Annotated in this window: 14 protein-coding genes; 6 read left to right on the top strand and 8 right to left on the bottom strand. The window is 67.2% G+C overall.

Going from position 1 to position 16,844, the window contains the following annotated elements; genetic code table 11:
- Positions 1 to 72 precede the first annotated feature (72 nt).
- From ASD68_RS01930 to ASD68_RS01920, 3 genes are all read left to right on the top strand, one after another.
- The gene (locus tag ASD68_RS01930) at positions 73 to 981 is read left to right on the top strand and encodes a cation diffusion facilitator family transporter (RefSeq protein WP_056602870.1); all 909 of its coding nucleotides are present in this window, start codon (positions 73 to 75) and stop codon (positions 979 to 981) included.
- Between the two features lie 77 nt (positions 982 to 1,058).
- Positions 1,059 to 1,598: a DUF2058 domain-containing protein gene (locus tag ASD68_RS01925; protein WP_056602868.1), complete on the top strand. Its 540-nt coding sequence runs from the start codon at positions 1,059 to 1,061 to the stop codon at positions 1,596 to 1,598.
- Positions 1,599 to 1,727: 129 nt separating this feature from the next.
- Positions 1,728 to 2,354, top strand: a complete 627-nt coding sequence (locus tag ASD68_RS01920) for a GNAT family N-acetyltransferase (protein ID WP_056602865.1) — start codon at positions 1,728 to 1,730, stop codon at positions 2,352 to 2,354.
- Positions 2,355 to 2,393: 39 nt separating this feature from the next.
- Here the strand turns inward: ASD68_RS01920 and ASD68_RS01915 are convergent, their stop codons facing one another.
- Entirely contained in the window at positions 2,394 to 3,686 is a 1,293-nt protein-coding gene (locus ASD68_RS01915) for an MFS transporter (protein WP_235578662.1), read from the bottom strand.
- A gap of 128 nt (positions 3,687 to 3,814) precedes the next feature.
- Positions 3,815 to 5,170 carry a formimidoylglutamate deiminase gene (locus ASD68_RS01910; RefSeq protein WP_056602862.1) on the bottom strand — a complete coding sequence of 452 codons (1,356 nt, stop codon included), beginning with the start codon at positions 5,168 to 5,170 and terminating at the stop codon, positions 3,815 to 3,817.
- Between the two features lie 86 nt (positions 5,171 to 5,256).
- Here ASD68_RS01910 and ASD68_RS01905 point away from each other — a divergent pair, with 86 nt between their 5' ends.
- The 3 genes from ASD68_RS01905 to hutI all read left to right on the top strand — a co-directional run bounded on the left by ASD68_RS01905 (position 5,257) and on the right by hutI (position 9,663).
- On the top strand, positions 5,257 to 6,828 hold the full coding sequence (locus ASD68_RS01905; protein ID WP_056602859.1) for a bifunctional GNAT family N-acetyltransferase/carbon-nitrogen hydrolase family protein: 1,572 nt from the start codon (positions 5,257 to 5,259) through the stop codon (positions 6,826 to 6,828).
- Between the two features lie 54 nt (positions 6,829 to 6,882).
- Positions 6,883 to 8,373, top strand: coding sequence for a chloride channel protein (locus tag ASD68_RS01900; RefSeq protein ID WP_056602856.1), 1,491 nt, complete (start codon positions 6,883 to 6,885; stop codon positions 8,371 to 8,373).
- A 63-nt stretch (positions 8,374 to 8,436) separates the two neighbouring features.
- Entirely contained in the window at positions 8,437 to 9,663 is a 1,227-nt protein-coding gene (hutI, locus tag ASD68_RS01895) for an imidazolonepropionase (RefSeq protein ID WP_056602854.1), read from the top strand.
- Here the strand turns inward: hutI and lpxK are convergent.
- The 6 genes from lpxK to lolD all read right to left on the bottom strand — a co-directional run bounded on the left by lpxK (position 9,652) and on the right by lolD (position 16,838).
- Positions 9,652 to 10,635, bottom strand: a complete 984-nt coding sequence (lpxK, locus tag ASD68_RS01890) for a tetraacyldisaccharide 4'-kinase (RefSeq protein ID WP_056602851.1) — start codon at positions 10,633 to 10,635, stop codon at positions 9,652 to 9,654. The genes hutI and lpxK overlap by 12 nt on opposite strands.
- A gap of 9 nt (positions 10,636 to 10,644) precedes the next feature.
- A complete protein-coding gene (gene msbA, locus ASD68_RS01885) occupies positions 10,645 to 12,411 on the bottom strand; it encodes a lipid A export permease/ATP-binding protein MsbA (protein WP_056605021.1) in 1,767 nt (588 codons plus the stop codon).
- A 14-nt stretch (positions 12,412 to 12,425) separates the two neighbouring features.
- The gene (locus ASD68_RS01880; RefSeq protein WP_056602848.1) at positions 12,426 to 12,857 is read right to left on the bottom strand and encodes a biopolymer transporter ExbD; all 432 of its coding nucleotides are present in this window, start codon (positions 12,855 to 12,857) and stop codon (positions 12,426 to 12,428) included.
- A 10-nt stretch (positions 12,858 to 12,867) separates the two neighbouring features.
- Entirely contained in the window at positions 12,868 to 13,515 is a 648-nt protein-coding gene (locus ASD68_RS01875) for a MotA/TolQ/ExbB proton channel family protein (RefSeq protein ID WP_056605019.1), read from the bottom strand.
- 102 nt (positions 13,516 to 13,617) lie between these two features.
- Positions 13,618 to 15,894 (bottom strand): DNA internalization-related competence protein ComEC/Rec2, encoded by a 2,277-nt coding sequence (locus ASD68_RS01870; RefSeq protein ID WP_235578605.1) that lies wholly within the window; start codon positions 15,892 to 15,894, stop codon positions 13,618 to 13,620.
- 245 nt (positions 15,895 to 16,139) lie between these two features.
- A complete protein-coding gene (gene lolD, locus ASD68_RS01865; RefSeq protein ID WP_056602846.1) occupies positions 16,140 to 16,838 on the bottom strand; it encodes a lipoprotein-releasing ABC transporter ATP-binding protein LolD in 699 nt (232 codons plus the stop codon).
- Positions 16,839 to 16,844: the final 6 nt, after the last annotated feature.

The raw sequence follows: 16,844 nt of genomic DNA, 5'->3' as shown, positions 1-16,844 counted from the left end.
ACGCATTGATTGAGAGCCGTCGGGCGACGCTAGAATTGCCGCCCTCGCTTCCACTCCCACGCATGGATACGCATGTCCGGTCACGCCAACTCACGCAAAGCAATCTTCCTGGCGCTGGGCGCCAACTTCGCCATCTTCGTGGCCAAGTTGTTCGCCGCCATCGTTACCGGCTCGGGCGCGATGATGGCCGAAGCCGTGCACTCGCTGGCCGATTGCGGCAACCAGGGCCTGTTGCTGCTGGGTATCCGCCAGGCCAAGCGGCCGCCGTCGGATGAGTTCCCGCTGGGTTGGGGGCGCGCGCTGTACTTCTGGTCGTTCCTGGTCGCCATCCTGCTTTTCAGCGTGGGCGGCATGTTCTCGGTCTACGAGGGTGTGCACAAGCTGAGCCATCCCGAACCGTTGAAATGGCCGTGGCTGGCATTGGGCGTGCTTGGCTTCGGCATCATCGCCGAAGGCCTCTCGATGCGCGGCTGCCTGCAGGAGGTGAACAAGGCCCGCGGCGAGCAGGACCTGTGGACGTGGTTTCGCCAGACCCGTTCCAGCGAGTTGCTGGTGATCTTCGGTGAGGATCTGGCCGCGCTGGTCGGCCTGTGCCTGGCCGCGCTCGCCGTCGGCGCCACCATGCTCACCGGCAACCTGATGTTCGACGCGGCCGGCACCATCGCCATCGGCGTGTTGCTGATCGTGGTGGCCGTACTGGTGGCCATCGAGGTCAAGGCGCTGCTGATCGGCCAGGGCATGGAACCCCGTCGTCGCGAGGAACTGCTCGACTTCCTGCGCCAGCGTCCGGAAGTGGCCGAGGTGCTGAACCTGATCACCCTGCAGATGGGCCCGGACGTGATGGTGGCGATCAAGGCGCGGATGCAGCGGACATCCGGCGATCAGGCCCTGATCGCGTCGATCAACACCGTGGAAGCGGCGATGAAAGCCCGTTTCACCGACGTGAAGTGGAGCTTCTTCGAGCCCGACAACGCGGATTGACCGGCGTGACCTGACGCCGCAGGGCCGGTCGCAGGCGGCACGTTACAATGGCGGCCTCCGACGCCAGCAAGCGACCCATGCGCAACCCTTTGCAAGAACAACTTCTCAAAGCCGGGCTGGTGAAGAAAAACCAGGTGGCCCAGGCGGTGCGTGAGCAGGCGAAAAAGCACAAGGGCAAGCAGCCGTCAGCGCCGAGCACCGAACAGTTGGAAGCGCAGCGCTTGCAGGCGGAAAAGGCCGCGCGCGACCGCGCCATCGCCGCCGAGCGCAATGCGCAGTTGCGCGCTGCCGAGGCGCGGGCACAGGTGCAGCAGATCGTGGACGCGCACAAGGTGAAGCGCGAGGGCGAGATCGCCTACCGCTTTACCGATGGCGACCGCATCCGCGACGTGCTGGTGAACGAGGCGCTGCGCGCGCAACTGGCCGCCGGCACGCTGGTGATCGTGCGCCACGGCCAGGGTTACGAATTGCTGCCGCGCGTGGCGGCCGACAAGGTGTACGAGCGCGATGCCACGGTGATCGTGCTCGATCACGGCCAGCCCGCACCGGGCGGCACGCCCGACGCGGACGATGCGTTCTACAGCAAGTTCGAGGTGCCCGACGACCTCATCTGGTAACGCGCCGGCGCTGCTCAAACCTTTCCGTATTGCAGCAAATCGGCAGCATATCTGGCTCGTCACGCCTTGTAGTGACATTGCAATTTCATGCTGCATTGCACACAATACGCGAAAGTACGGACGTTCCCCATGAGCCTTGCCATCACGTATTCCGCGCCGCTGCGTTTCGCCCCGCTGCCACCGCGCAGCAGCGAGCGCTTCGCCCGCCGCCCCGCCAACGACGATCCGCGTGGCGAACACGTCGCCACCCGCGACGGCCGCGAACTGGTACTGCGCCCGATCGAGCCGGGCGACGTGGCTGCCCTGCAACGCTGCTTCTCGCGACTGTCGCCGGAGGACATCCGGCGCCGTTTCCTGCATGCCATGTCGGAGCTTCCCGCGCTGATGGCGCAGCGCCTGTGCCAGGTCGATCCTGCGCTGGAAACCGCCTTCGTGCTGATGGACGAATCCACCACGCCGGCGGAGATGCGCGGCGTCGGCCGCATCTACGTCGACCAGTCCGCCAACAACGCCGAGTTCTCGGTACTGGTGGAGCACGACTGGACCCGCCTGGGCCTGGGCGCGCTGCTGATGCAGCGTCTGGTGGACGATTGCCGCCGCCGCAACCTGGCCGAGATCTGGGGCTACGTGCTGCTGGAAAACCGCCCCATGCTGGAACTGTGCAAGGAGCTCGGCTTCGTACGTCGACTGCTGCCCAGCGAACCGGGTACCGCACAGATCTCCCTGACCTTGGGCAAACCCGCCAAGCCGCGCTGACCCGCGCTTCTCCGATTCCCCATTCCCGATTCCCTGCTCTCAGGGCATCGCCCCCCGGCTCATCGGCGTGGGCGGCGTCGCCACGTTCACCAGTGGCGCCAGCCGCACCAGCCGCAGCGCGATCAGCAACCCGGCCAGCACCAGCACGCCTACGAACAAAGCCACGCCGTTCCATCCGTGCGATGCGTAGAACAGCCCGCCGCTGGCGCCCGCCACGCTCGAACCCATGTAGTAGCAGAACAGGTACACGGACGACGCCTGCGCCTTGGCCGCCCCGGCACGCCGCCCCACCCAGCTGCTGACAATGGAGTGGCCGCCGAAAAAGCCGAACGTCACCGCCACGATGCCCAACATGATCAGCGGCAACGGCCGGCACATCGTCAACGCCACCCCGGCCAGCATCAGGGCGAACGCCGTCCACAGCACCTTGCGCCGCCCCAGCTTGCCGGCCAAGTGGCCCATCCACGCCGAGCTGAACGTGCCCACCAGATAGATGCCGAAGATCAACCCCACCACCGCCTGGCTGAGGTTGTACGGCGCCGCCAGCAAGCGATAGCCCAGGTAGTTGTAGACGGTGACGAAGGCACCCAGCAGCAAGAAACCCTCGACGAACAACCACGGCAGGCCACGATCATGGAACATGCCGGCAAAGCGGCCGACCACCAGCCGCCAGCGCAACGGCTGCGCCACGAAATGCCGCGAAGGCGGCAGCGCGCGCCAGAAGATCGCGCCGGCCAGCACGCCGATGATGCCAACCACCATGACACCGGCGCGCCATCCGAAAAAGTCCGCCAGCACGCCAGTGATCAACCGCCCGCCCATGCCGCCGACTGCACTGCCGCTGATGTACAGCCCCATGCCCAGGCCGATCGATTCGACGTGCATTTCCTCGCCCAGGTACGTCATCGCCACCGCCGGCAATCCGCTCAGGGTCAAACCGAGCAAGGTGCGCACCACCAGCAGCGCCGTCCAGTTCGGCATCACCGCCGTCACCAGCACCAGCAGCGCCGACGACAGCAACGACGCCACCATCACCGACTTGCGCCCCCAGGCGTCCGACAACGCCCCGGCGAACAACATCGCCACCGCCAGCACGCCGGTGGTCAGCGACAGCGACAGCGCGCTGCCCGCCGCGCTCACGCCATAGTCGCGACTGAATTCCGGCATCAGCGGTTGTACGCAGTAGAGCAGGCCGAACGTGGCAAACCCGGCTGCGAAAAGCGCCAGGTTGGTCTGGCGGAAGGCGGGCGTACCGTGGTGGATGAAGGGTGCGTGCGCCGCGTCATGTGGGGCTGACGCAGCGACGGAAACAGGCGTCGTGGGGGATTCCATCCGACCCATGATACGACCGCCTGGATGGCCGCGGCCTGACCGCATGTCCCTGTGGGAGCGGCTTCAGCCGCGATGCTCTTCGATACATCCGACAAGAGCATCGCGACTGAAGTCGCTCCTACATCATGTTACGAGAGTCGTGCCACGGTGCGCCGGTAGCGCGCGGCGATGCGCTCCTCATCGCGATGGCGAAAACCGCGCACTTGCCAGCAGCCACCCACCAACACATCGCGCACCAATGGCGTGTTGCCGGCAAAGATGAAGCTGTCGAGCAACGCGCGCGCATCACGCCCCGCCAGCAGCGGCGACGTTTCGTCCAGCACAATCAGATCGGCCCGCGCGCCTTCGCGCAGTTCGCCGGCCGCAAACCCGGACGCCTGCGCTCCACCGCGCAACGCCGCGCGCCACAGGGTTTCGGCCACGCTGTCGCCCGGCTGCCGGGCGGCGACATTGCGGTGCCGCGTGACGACACGCTGGCCATATTCCAGCCAGCGCAACTCCTCCACCGGCGAGATCGAAATGTGCGAATCCGAACCGATGCCCAGCGTGCCGCCGGCATCCTGGAACGCGGCCAGCGGGAACAGGCCGTCGCCCAGGTTGGCCTCGGTGGTGGGACACAGGCCGGCCACCGCGCCGCTGCGGGCAAGCTGCGTGGTCTCCGCCGCCGTGAGGTGGGTGGCGTGCACCAGGCACCAGCGCGCATCGACGTCCGCATGGTCGAACAGCCATTCCACCGGCCGTGCGCCGCGCAGGGCCAGGCAATCCTGCACTTCGCCAATCTGTTCGGCGATGTGGATGTGGATCGGCGCTTCCTTCGCGTCGTCGCTGGCCAGCACCTCGCGCATGGCGTGTTCCGGTACCGCGCGCAACGAGTGCAGGGCGATGCCGACGCGCAGGTCGTCACTCTGATGCCGGCGCAGCGTTTCCAGTAACCGCAGATAGCTGTCCACGGTGTGGCCGAAGCGGCGTTGGCGCGCGGTCAGCGCACGGCCGTCGAAACCGCCGCTGATGTAAAGCACTGGCAGCAAGGTCAGCGCGATGCCGGCTTCGCGGGCGGCTTCGATCAGCGCCAGCGACATGATCTCGGGCTGCGCGTAGGGCGTGCCGTCGGGCTGGTGGTGGAGGTAGTGGAACTCGCAGACCTGGGTGTAGCCAGCCTTGAGCATCTCGACGTAAAGCTGGGCGGCGATGGCCTGCAAGGCGTCCGGGCCGATCGCCACGGCGCAGGTGTACATCGTTTCGCGCCAGCTCCAGAAACTGTCGTCGGCGCTGCCACGCCGCTCGGCCAAGCCTGCCATTGCGCGCTGGAAGGCATGCGAATGCAGGTTGGGCATGCCGGGCAACACCCAGTCACCCAGGGCTTCGCCAGTCGCGTCCGCAGCGCGCGCCACGCGCCCGCCGTCGACGCCGAAGGTGGCCGCCTGCTGCCAGCCGTCGGCCCGCCACAAGTGGCCGGCCCGATAGGAACCATGGTGATCAGTCATCGGTGGACTCCACAGGCATCGCCGGCAGTGTAGCGGCGTCGACCGATCTTCACCCGCACGTGGAACGCGCTGTGCATAATCGCCGTATGGCCAAGAAACCCAATGAAAACACGCCAAAACTGACGCTGCGCCAGGCCGTGCTGGCCGACGTGCCGCAACTGGCCGACCTCACCGCCCGTGTCTATTCGGACGAATGGGGTCATTCGCGCGAGATGCTGCGGTCCCAGCAGACGCACTTTCCCGAGGGCCAGTTCGTGGTCGAGTACGAGGGCAAGGTGGTGGGTTACTGCGCCACCTTCCGCATCGACGAGGCCACCGCGCTGGCACCGCATACGTGGATGCAGATCACCGGCGGCGGCATGGCCTCGCGGCACAAGCCCGATGGCGATTGGCTGTACGGCATGGAAGTGGTGGTGCATCCGGATTACCGCGGCATGCGCATCGGCCAGCGGCTGTACCACGCACGCAAGCGGTTGTGCACCGACCTGAAACTGCGCGGCATCGTGTTCGGCGGGCGCGTTCCCGGGCTGGCCAAATACATCACTCGTTATGGCAGCGCCGACGCGTATGTGCAGGCGGTGCTGGACGGGCAGCGGCGCGATCCCACGCTCAGTTTCCAGCTGTCCAACGGTTTCGAGATGATCGGGCTGTTGCGTGCCTACGTGCCGTCCGACCATGAATCGCTGGGCTTCGCCGTGCACCTGGTGTGGCGCAATCCGCGCTTGCTGAACCAGCCGGACGTGCCTTCCATCCCCTCCACCCAGCACCTGCCCGATTCCGTGCGGGTGGCGTCGGTGCAATACCTGCAGCGGCGCATTGCCTCGTTCGAGGAATTCGCCACCCAGGTCGAGTATTTCACCGACATCGCTGCCGACTACAACGCCGACTTCGTCACCTTCCCCGAGCTGATCACGCTGCAGTTGCTGTCGATCGAGAACACCGAGTTGTCGCCGGTGGAGTCGATCCGCAAGCTGAGCCATTACACGCCGCAGGTGAAGGAGCTGTTCAGCCGTCTGGCCGTCCATTACAACATCAACATCATCGCCGGCACGCACCCCACCGAGCAGGCCAACGGCGACATCCACAACGTCTGCTACATCTGCCTGCGCGATGGCTCGATCCATGAGCGCGAGAAGCTGCACCCCACGCCCAGCGAACGCAATGTGTGGAACATCAGCGGCGGCGAGAGCGCGGCCACGGTACTGACCGACTGCGGGCCGATCGGGGTGATGATCTGCTACGACAGCGAGTTTCCGGAGGTGGCGCGGCACCTGGTGGACCAGGGCGCGCTGATCCTGTTCGTGCCGTTCTGCACCGACGTGCGCGAAGGCTACCTGCGGGTGCGGTACTGCGCGCAGGCGCGGGCGATCGAAAACCAGTGCTACGTGGTGATGTCGGGCAACGTGGGCAACCTGCCCGGCGTCAACAATTTCGATATCCAGTACGGCCAGAGCTGCATCCTCACGCCCAGCGATTTCGGCTTCGCCCGCGATGGCGTGGCGGCCGATTCGACGCCGAACATCGAAACCGTGCTGTTTGCCGACCTGCGCCTGGAAGGCCTGGCCCGCGCGCGCAACGCGGGCGCGGTGACCAACCTCAAGGACCGCCGCTTCGATCTGTACGAGACCCGCTGGCGCACGCTTCCCGGCGCCACCTGATCGTACACACGCGCCTCCACCTCGCCGGCCACGCCAGCCTGCGATAATCACGCGATGGATGATTCTCCCGAACCCGTGGCCACCTCGTCGAATCCACGCCTGCAGGCGCTGCTTGGCCACGAGTTCTTCGCACCGCACCAGTGGAAACGGCGACTGGTGCTGTGGGTGGGTGCGGTGCTGGTGGCGCTGGCGGCGATCCTGTTTGCCAAGGCCAGTGTGTGGTCGTACCACCTGTTCCTGCGCATCCTCGCGTTCGGCGTGTGGATTCCGCTGATCCTCACTCCGCTGGTGTTCGGGCTGCTGGCGTGGGTGACCGAAGGGCGGCTGCGCGCGACCCGCGGCAGCGGCATTCCGCAGGTCATCGGCACACTGCACATCGAGGACGAGGGCTTCCGCGCGCGCATGCTGTCGCTGCCAATCGCGGTGGGCAAGATGGTGCTGACGCTGATCTCGCTGGCGGTTGGCGCCTCGATCGGCCGCGAGGGGCCGACCGTGCATGTGGGTGCAGCGCTGTTCTATTCGATCGGTCGCCGCTTCGGCTTCACCGATCCCAAGGCGGCCTCGCGCTTCATCCTGGCCGGTGGCGCGGCAGGCATCGCGGCGGCGTTCAATACACCGCTGGCCGGCGTGGTGTTCGCGATCGAGGAACTGGCCGGCACCTTCGAGCATCGCTTCAGCGGCTTGCTGCTGACGGCCGTGATCATCGGCGGCGTGGTCTCGCTGGGCATCATGGGCAATTACTCGTATTTCGGCGAAGTCGAGGCCAGCCTGCCGCTGGGGCGCGCCTGGCTGGCGGTGCTGCTTACCGGCGCCATCTGCGGCCTGCTTGGCGGCCTGTTCGCGCGCCTGATCCTGCTCAGCCGTCACGGTCCGCTGGCCCGGATCGGACGCCTGCGCGCGCGCTGGCCTGTGCCGTTTGCAGTGGGCTGCGGACTGGCGCTGGCGCTGCTGGGGCTGTGTTCGCACAACGCCATCTATGGCACCGGCTACGACCAGGCCCGCGCCATCGTGCAGGACGCCGTCAACACGCCGGGGCAATCCTTCGGCATCGCCAAGTTGCTGGCCAACGTGGTGTCGTACTGGGCTGGCATCCCGGGCGGCATCTTCTCGCCGGCGCTGGCGGTCGGCGCCGGCCTGGGCCAGAACATCACCCAGTTCCTGCCGGACGTACCCGCCGCCGCCGTGGTGTTGCTGGGCATGAGCGCGTACCTGGCTGGCGTCACCGGCTCACCGCTGACCTCGGCGGTGATCGCCATGGAACTCTGCGACAACCAGGACATGGTGATACCGATCATGGCCGCCTGCCTGCTGGCCCGCGCGGCCGCATCGCTGTTCTGCCCTACCCCGGTCTATCGCGATTTCGCCGAGCGCATGGTGCAGGATTACGAACAACGCCACGCCACGCGCCACCCGGCCGCCGAAAGCGATGACGACGCCGATGACGCCGACAGCGAATCCACGCCGGTCGGGCGCACCAGCGCCTTCGAGGAGCCGGCCGCACCCGGCGAAAACGCGGCTCGCCGCCAACCATCGGACACCCAATAGAAGAAAACCACAGGACGTGGTTTTCTTCACAAGCCCTGAGTCAGCCACGGAGTCCGCACCACCATGAGCGAATCACGCTGGGATCGGCTGCTGTTGAACGCCACACTGGCCACGTTTGCCGGCGATGCGCCATACGGATTGATCGAGCACGGCGCCATCGCGATGCATCATGGCCGCATCGCGTGGCTGGGTCGCATGGAGGCGTTGCCCGACGCGCCCGGTGCCCTGGCGGTGACCGTGGAATCGCTGGACGGTGCATTGGTGACGCCGGGCCTGATCGACTGCCACACCCACCTGGTGTTCGGCGGCGATCGCGTCCATGAATTCGACTTGCGGCTCAACGGCGCCAGCTACGAGGAGATCGCCCGCGCCGGCGGCGGCATCGTCGCCAGCGTCAACGCCACCCGCGCCGCCAGCGAGGAGCAACTGTTCGCCCACTCCCTACCGCGGGCCCAGGCGCTGCTGGCCGATGGCGTCACCACGCTGGAGATCAAGTCCGGTTATGGGCTGGATCTGGACAGCGAGCGCCGCATGCTGCGCGTGGCCCGGCGCATCGGCCGCGAACTGGGCATCAGCGTGCGCACCAGCTTCCTGGGCCTGCATGCGTTGCCGCCGGAATACCGCGACCGGCGCGATGCCTACGTGGGCCTGGTCTGCGACACCATGCTGCCGGCGCTGGCCGCCGAAGGGTTGGTCGATGCGGTGGATGCGTTCTGCGAAAGCATCGGTTTCAGCCGCGAGGAAACCCGCCGCCTGTTCGAGCGCGCGAAGCAACTGGGCCTGCCGGTGAAGCTGCACGCCGAGCAGTTGTCCGACCTGGACGGCGCGGCGCTGGTGGCCGAATACGGCGGGCTTTCCGCCGACCATCTGGAACACCTCGGCGAAGCCGGCATCCGGGCGATGGCCGTCGCCGGCACGGTGGCCGTGTTGCTGCCGGGCGCGTTCTACGCGTTGCGCGAAACGAAGCGCCCGCCGATCGACCTGCTGCGCCAGCACGGCGTGCCGATGGCGATCGCCACTGATTGCAACCCCGGCACTTCACCGCTGCTGTCGCTGCGGCTGGCCGCGGGCATGGCCTGCACCTTGTTCCGGTTGACACCGGAGGAAGCGCTGCGCGGCGTCACCGTCAACGCGGCGCGCGCGCTGGGCATGGACGATTGCGGCACGCTGGCGCCGGGGCAACGGGCCGACCTGGTGATATGGAACGTGAAGCAGCCGGCGGCGCTGTGTTACTGGATCGGCGGCGCGCTGGTGCGGACCGTCCTTGTGGGTGGTGAATCAGTGGCGTGACAGCCGGCTCATGCGCGCGGCCAGCGCCTTGAAAAACGCCGCCGGCAACTCCGCGCGCACCGGCACGCGCCACCAGTGCGGCTGGGCGAACGCACGGCATTTGACCGCATCCTTGTCGGTCATCAACACCGGCAGGCCATCGGCAAAATCCAGCTCCGCCGCCGCAAAGGCGTGGTGATCGGCGAACGCATGCGCGATCACCTCGATACCCGCCGCCCGCAGGCTGTCGAAGAAGCGCTCCGGGTGACCGATCGCCGCCACCGCATGCACCCGCTGGCCGCCGAAGTCGCGCAGCGGTTGCTTGCGCGCATCGGTCAACGACATCGCCACCTGGCCGCGCAACCGCATCGGATATTCATCCGCTACCGGCGTGCCGCCGTTGCATACCCGAAAATTCAATCGCTCCCAGCGCTGCATCGGTTCGCGCAGCGGGCCGGCGGGCAACAGGCGCTCGTTGCCGAAGCGGCGGGTGCCGTCCACCACGCCGATCTCCACGTCACGCGCCAGGGCGTAGTGTTGCAGGCCGTCGTCGGCAACCAGCACATTGCAGCCGGCGTCGAGCAGCAACTGCGCGGCGGCAGGACGATCGCGCCCCACCGCCACCGGCACGCCGCTGGCGTGGATCAGGCAGGGCTCGTCACCCACCTGCGCCGGATCGGGTTTGTCGCCCAGCAACATCGGCTCGCGCTGGCTGCCGCCATAGCCGCGGCTTACCACGCCCGGCCGATAACCCTGCGTGCGCAGCGCCTCGACCACCGCGATCGTCAGCGGGGTCTTGCCGGTGCCGCCCACGCTGATGTTGCCGATCACGATCACGGGCGCATCCAGTTGCACGCGCCGCAGCCAGCCCAGGTGGTAGAGCGCCCGGCGCAGATGGATGACCGTGCTGTAAAGCGCCGCCAACGGCCGCGTCCACCAAGGGGCGCGGGCATCGCCGTACCAGGCCGCTTCGAGCGTGTCGACCAGCGCCATGACGAACCCTCAGTCGCTGCCTTGGGCGATGGTCTGCTCGCTGAACTGCATCCGGTGCAGTGCGGCGTAGTGGCCACCCAGTGCGATCAATTCCGGATGCGTGCCGCGCTCCACGATGCAGCCCTGATCCATCACCGCGATCTGGTCGGCATCCTCCACCGTGGACAGGCGGTGGGCGATCACCAACGTGGTGCGGTCGCGCATCAATCGCTGCAGCGCCTGCTGGATCAGCCGCTCCGATTCGGTATCCAGCGCGCTGGTCGCTTCGTCCAGCACCAGGATCGGCGCGTTCTTCAGGATCGCCCGCGCAATCGCGATGCGCTGGCGCTGGCCGCCGGAGAGCATGTTGCCGCTCTGGCCGATGCGGGTATGGATGCCTTCGGGCATGCGCGCGATGAATTCCATCGCATTGGCCGCCTCGGCCGCGGCGATGATTTCCGCCTCGCTGGCACCAGCCAGTTCACCGTAGGCGATGTTGTTGGCCACGGTGTCGTCAAACAGCACCACCGATTGGCCGACCCAGGCAATCTGCCGGCGCAGCGAGGCCAGCGTGTAATCGCGGTAGTCCTCGCCATCGAGCACGATGCGTCCGGCGCTGGGTTCGTAGAAGCGCGGCAGCATGCCCACCAGGCTGCTCTTGCCGCTACCCGAGCGGCCCACCAGTGCCGTCACGCTACCTGGTGCGCAGTGGAGATCCACGCCGCGCAGCGCCTCGAAACCGTTGCGCGGGTAGACCAGCCGCACTGCCTCGAAACGCAGGTCACCGCGGGTGCGCGACAGCTCGCGAACACCCTGGTCCACTTCCGGCGGCAGGTCGATCACCTGGAAGATGTCATCGGCCGCGGACAGCCCGCGCTGGATGTTCGCCTGCACGCTGGTGAGGCGCTTCAGCGAAGGCAGCATGGTGCCCATCGCGGTGAGCACGGAGAAAAACACACCCGGCGACATCACGTTGAGCACCTGCGGTCGCGTGCCCAGGTAGACCAGCGCCGCCAGCGCCATCGCGGCCACCAGTTGCACGGTGGAACTGGACGCCGCATTGGTGGCGGCGATCTTCAGATTGAGCCGGCGGGTGTGGCGGGTGATCTCGTCGAAGCGCTGCGCCTCGTGCTGCTGGCCGCCATAGATCCGCACCTCGCGATGCGCGCCCACCGACTCCTCCACCGTGCCCGTGACCGAGCCCATGGTGCCTTGGATGCGGCGGCTGATCTGGCGATAACGGCGGCTCACCACGGTGGCCACCAGCGCGATCGCCGGCACCATCACCAGCAGCGAAAGCGTGAGATAGGGGCTGTAATAAAGCATCACGCCCAGCATCGCGATCACGGTGAAACCGTCGGTGATGGCAATCTTCGCGGCGCTGCTGGAAGCGGCGGCCACCTGCTCGCTCGTATAGGTGACGCGCGAAACCTGCTCGCCGGAGGGCTCGCTGCCGAAATAAGGCGCGGGCAGCCGCAGATAGGCGTCGAAGACATCGTGCTGCATCGCCTGCACCACATGCCGGCCGATATAGGAGACGCCGTAATCGCTGACGAATGTGCCGAACGAACGCACCAGGAAGATCCCGATGATCCAGATCGGCATCCAGAAGATCAGGTACGGGTCCTTGCGGGTGAACAACGTGTCGATCATCGGCTGCAGCAGGCCGGTGAACAGCGCCAGCCCGCCACCGTCGACCAGCATGCCGACCACCGCCACCAGCGCGACCGGCCAGTACCGTCGCGTGTAACCGAGCAGCCGGCGATAGACGCCCCAGCTGTCGGCCACCGGTGCCATGGCCGGGCGGTGCTTCACTCCGTGGCGCCCGTCGCCGTGGGCGTGGTGGCGATCGACAGCCGGCTGAAGCCGAGCTGGCCCAGCGCATCCATCGCCGTCACCACATCCTGGTGCGGCGTGTTGGCGTCGGCGCGAATCGTCACCGGCCGCTCGCGGTCACTGCCCGCATGGCTGGTGATGGCCTGCTTGAGCGGGTCGATGCCCTCGCCCATGACCTCGTCGCTGCCGACATAGAAGCGGCCTTCGCGATCGATCATCACGGTCAGCGTGGGCGCGTTCATGTCGCGATCGGAGGTGCTGGCGTTGGGCAGGGTCACCTGCAGCCGCGAGTGCTGGATGAAGGTGCTGGTGAGCACGAAGAACATCAGCAGGGTGAGCAGCACGTCGATCAACGGGATCACGTTGATCTCGAAATCGTCCTGCCGACGGTCGTTGCCGATACGCATCGTGGTGACCTCAGCCCGCGCCCGTGGCCGAAGGAGCCGGTGCGCGGCGTGGCCGCGGCGTGGCGGCGGGCGTGGTCAGGGTCAGGTCGTCCAGCAGCGCGGTGGCCTGCCTTTCCATATCCACGCAATAACCGGCCACGCGCGAGCGGAAATAGCGATGCAGCACGTACGCGGGAATCGCCACGGTAAGGCCCGATGCGGTGCAGATCAGCGCCTCGCCGATGCCGCCGGCCATTTTTGCCGGGTCGCCAATACCGCCGCCCATCACCTCCATGAACATGCGGATCAGGCCGACCACGGTGCCGAACAGGCCCAGCAACGGGCCGATCAGCGCGATCGTGCCCAGCGTGTTGAGGTAGCGCTCCATCCGGTGCACCACATGGCGGCCGGTGTCCTCGATGCGCTCCTTGATCAGCTCGCGCGGACGGTTGCGCACCGCCAGCGCCGCGGCCAGCAGTTCGCCCAGCGGCGAGCCGTTGGCCAGCGTCTGCAGATGGTTGGGATCCAGTTGTCCCGCGCGCGCCCACTGGCGTACCTCCTCACCCAACCCGGGCGGCAGCACGGCCTTGCGGCGCAGCGTCAGACAACGCTCCAGCACGATCGCCAGCGCCACCGCGGAACAGATCAGGATGGGCACCATCGCCCAGCCACCAGCCATCAGGATTTCCAGCACGTTGCGCCCCCATCGGACGACCTGTCGAGAGCGCGCATGATAGCAGTCCCGCTTCGCCCGACTGCGGCACAGGTGGCAGTAAGTGGCTCACTCGCGCCAGTAGCGGCGCTGACGCAAACGCCAGCCCGGTTCGCGCCGCGCGGGCGCATCGGCCGGAAATTCCAGCGGAATGGCGCCCTGGGTCGCGGTATTGAACAGCGGCACGCCAGCCGCCGCATAGCGCGCCACCACCTCGGGTTTCGGATGCCCGAAACGGTTGCGCCAACCGGCCGAAACCACCGCCAGGGGTGGATGGATCGCGGCGATGAACGCCGCGCTGGACGAGGTCTTGCTGCCGTGATGCGGCACCACCAGCAACGGCGCCATGCCCAGCCCGACCGCCGCAGCCACCTGCGGCTCCACCCGCGAACTGATGTCGCCGGCCAGCAGCAGACGGCCGCGCGGACCTTGCACCAGCAGCACGCAGGAACTGTCGTTGTCGCGATCACCCTGGCCGGGTGCCGGGTTCAGCACGCGAAAATCCACGCCATCCCAGCGCCAGGACTGCCCGCTGACGCATTGCTGCATCGGGATCTGCATCCGCGACGGTTCGCCGGCGTAGCGCGTTGCCTGCGGGAACGCCGTGGCAACTGTTTCCGCACCGCCCGCGTGATCGTTGTCACCGTGACTGATCATCAGCATGTCGAGCTCGCCGATGCCCAGCGCATGCATCGCCGGCAACACCACCGCCTCGCCCAGATCGAAACCCGAGGGATAACGCGCGCCCGCGTCGTAAACCAGCACATGGTGTTGCGTGCGCAGCAACACCGACAGGCCCTGCCCCACGTCCAGCACCCACACCCGGAACGCACCCGCCGGCGGTGGCGCCAGCGCGGGATACAGCAGCGGAAGGAACAACAGTGCACCCAGCCAGCGCAGCGGCACACCGCGCGGCATGAACAACCATAGCGCGCCGGCCAGTGCCAGCAACAATGCAAAGGGTTGTACCGAAGGTAGATACCACTGCGCGCCAGGCCAGGCAGCCGTCTGCTCCAACAACCACCATTGCGCATGGGCCAGCTTCGCGGCCACCCACAACACTGGCGTGGCCGCAGGCGGGCACAACCCCAACAACAGCGTGCCACCCAGCGCACACGGCACGATCGCGAAACTGACCAGCGGCACCGCGACCAGGTTGGACAACGCGCCCACCAGCGAGGCCTGCCCGAAGAACCACAGGCTCAACGGCAACAGCCCCACCGTCATCACCATCTGCCCGGCCGACAACTCGTGCAGAAACGCGCGCAGCCCGCGACCGCGCGCCTGCAGGCACAACATCAGGAATGCCACACCCACGAACGACAGCCAGAATCCCGCCGCCAGCACGGCCAGCGGATCGACCAGCAGGATCGCCAGCATGGCCAGCCCCAGCGATTGCGCGCCGGTGCTGCCGCGTCGCCCGCAGCGGGCCAGCGTGACCACCGCGATCATCAGCAAGGTGCGCACGGTGGGCAGGCCGAACCCCGCCAGCGCGGCGTAGATCGTGGCCGCCAGCAAGGCGGCGGCCGCCTGCGCCTGCGGCCGCGGCAAGCGGTGGCCCAACTGTGGCAGCAGGCCATACAGCAGCGTCGCCAGGCCCAGCCCGAACACCGCCGCCACGCCCACATGGAAGCCGGAAATCGCGATCAGGTGCGATACGCCATTGGCACGCGCCACCGCCCAATCACGCTGCTGCAAGCCACGCGTGTCGCCTACGGCAAACGCGCGCAACAGGGCCGCATCATGCGGGTCGCGCACCCGCGCCGCGATGCCACGGGCGATCGCATCGCGGGCACCATCCACGCACAAGGAGGGCTTGCCGAGCTGCGCATTGTCGACATCGTCGCGCACATAACCATGCGCCACGATGCCCCGCTGCAGCGCGGTGCGCTCGCTGTCCGCGCTGCCCGGATCGAGCAGCCCGCGCGGCCGTTTCAGGCGCAATTGCAGGCGCCAGCGACTGCAGGGATGGAGCACTGGCGGATCGTCGTACCAACTCACCGCAACGCGCCCGCGCCATGGAAGGAGCCGACCATCCAGCGTGGCGCGATCCACCCGCAACTCGAAGCTGCTGGCGTAATCGCGCTTCAACGGCAGGTCCACGATGGTGCCGATCACGATCAGGTCGCGGCCTTCCAGCGAACGCGGCAGGCGCGCATCCACGGCCAGGCCGCCGCGAAACATCGCCCACGCCACACCGATCAGGATGCAGCCGACCCACCGCCCCTGTGGCCACCGCCACGCCAACAACAAGGCGAGAGCCAACAGCAGAAGCGCGAACCAACGGGGCGGCAACGACGGCAACCACTGGACGACCAGTACGCCCACCAGCAAGGCGAGACCCATACTTGCCGCGGGTATTGCCCCCATTCTTGCCACGCTGCGCTCCATGCGGTCGGATCAACGAGCGTAGCGCGACGCCAACCACACAGCGGACGAAAGACGTGTAGGCCCCCGCCTTGGCATGGGATATCAATTGTCGGAGCGGCCTTCAAGTGGGAGCGACTTCAGTCGCGATGCTCTTGCTTTGGGGTTCCAGAGCAGAAGCATCGCGACTGAAGTCGCTCCCACAGGCGTGGTGGCCTTTTCGGTCAGGTGGCAGTTTTTTCCTGCAACATACCGTTATGCAACACCAGCGTGCGATCCATCCGGGCGGCGAGGCGCGTGTCGTGCGTCACCAGCACGAAGCTGGTGCCGATCTCCTGGTTGAGCTCCAGCATCAGGCCGTAGACCTGCGCCGCGTTGTCTTCGTCGAGGTTGCCGGTGGGCTCGTCGCCCAGTACGCAGGCGGGCCGCGTCACCAGCGCGCGCGCCACCGCGCAGCGCTGGCGTTCGCCGCCGGAAAGCTCCGAGGGTTTGTGCTGCAGGCGCTTGCCCAGCCCCACCCGCTCCAGCAGCGCGGCCGACTGGCGTTGCGCCTCGGCAATCGCGGTGCCGCGAATCAGCAGCGGCATGCACACGTTTTCCAGCGCGGTGAACTCGGGCAGCAGATGATGGAACTGGTAGATGAAACCCAGCGAACGGTTGCGCACGCGGCCGCGCTCGGCATCGGACAGCGTGGACAGCAGGCGTCCATCCACCTCCACCTCACCCGCGCTCAAGGTATCGAGCCCGCCGATGATGTGCAGCAGCGTGCTCTTGCCCGAGCCCGACGCGCCCACGATCGCCATCGTCTGGCCGCGCTTGAGTTCAAAGCTGACGTCGCTCAGCACGTCGGTGCGCAAGCCGCCTTCCTGGTAGGTCTTGGCGACGTGGCTGGCGCGCAGCACGTTTTCAGTCGTGGAATTCATGACGGC

Origin of the sequence: Rhodanobacter sp. Root627, assembly GCF_001427835.1 — a bacterium.
GTDB lineage: Bacteria > Pseudomonadota > Gammaproteobacteria > Xanthomonadales > Rhodanobacteraceae > Rhodanobacter > Rhodanobacter ginsenosidimutans.
This window is presented reverse-complemented; position numbering and strand designations above follow the sequence as displayed.

Coding starts and splice junctions, on each gene's coding strand:
- ASD68_RS01930 (WP_056602870.1), top strand. CDS start 73: ATGTCCGGTCACGCCAACTCACGCAAAGCAATCTTCCTGGCGCTGGGC.
- ASD68_RS01925 (WP_056602868.1), top strand. CDS start 1,059: ATGCGCAACCCTTTGCAAGAACAACTTCTCAAAGCCGGGCTGGTGAAG.
- ASD68_RS01920 (WP_056602865.1), top strand. CDS start 1,728: ATGAGCCTTGCCATCACGTATTCCGCGCCGCTGCGTTTCGCCCCGCTG.
- ASD68_RS01915 (WP_235578662.1), bottom strand. CDS start 3,686: ATGGAATCCCCCACGACGCCTGTTTCCGTCGCTGCGTCAGCCCCACAT.
- ASD68_RS01910 (WP_056602862.1), bottom strand. CDS start 5,170: ATGACTGATCACCATGGTTCCTATCGGGCCGGCCACTTGTGGCGGGCC.
- ASD68_RS01905 (WP_056602859.1), top strand. CDS start 5,257: ATGGCCAAGAAACCCAATGAAAACACGCCAAAACTGACGCTGCGCCAG.
- ASD68_RS01900 (WP_056602856.1), top strand. CDS start 6,883: ATGGATGATTCTCCCGAACCCGTGGCCACCTCGTCGAATCCACGCCTG.
- hutI (WP_056602854.1), top strand. CDS start 8,437: ATGAGCGAATCACGCTGGGATCGGCTGCTGTTGAACGCCACACTGGCC.
- lpxK (WP_056602851.1), bottom strand. CDS start 10,635: ATGGCGCTGGTCGACACGCTCGAAGCGGCCTGGTACGGCGATGCCCGC.
- msbA (WP_056605021.1), bottom strand. CDS start 12,411: ATGGCACCGGTGGCCGACAGCTGGGGCGTCTATCGCCGGCTGCTCGGT.
- ASD68_RS01880 (WP_056602848.1), bottom strand. CDS start 12,857: ATGCGTATCGGCAACGACCGTCGGCAGGACGATTTCGAGATCAACGTG.
- ASD68_RS01875 (WP_056605019.1), bottom strand. CDS start 13,515: ATGGCTGGTGGCTGGGCGATGGTGCCCATCCTGATCTGTTCCGCGGTG.
- ASD68_RS01870 (WP_235578605.1), bottom strand. CDS start 15,894: ATGGGTCTCGCCTTGCTGGTGGGCGTACTGGTCGTCCAGTGGTTGCCG.
- lolD (WP_056602846.1), bottom strand. CDS start 16,838: ATGAATTCCACGACTGAAAACGTGCTGCGCGCCAGCCACGTCGCCAAG.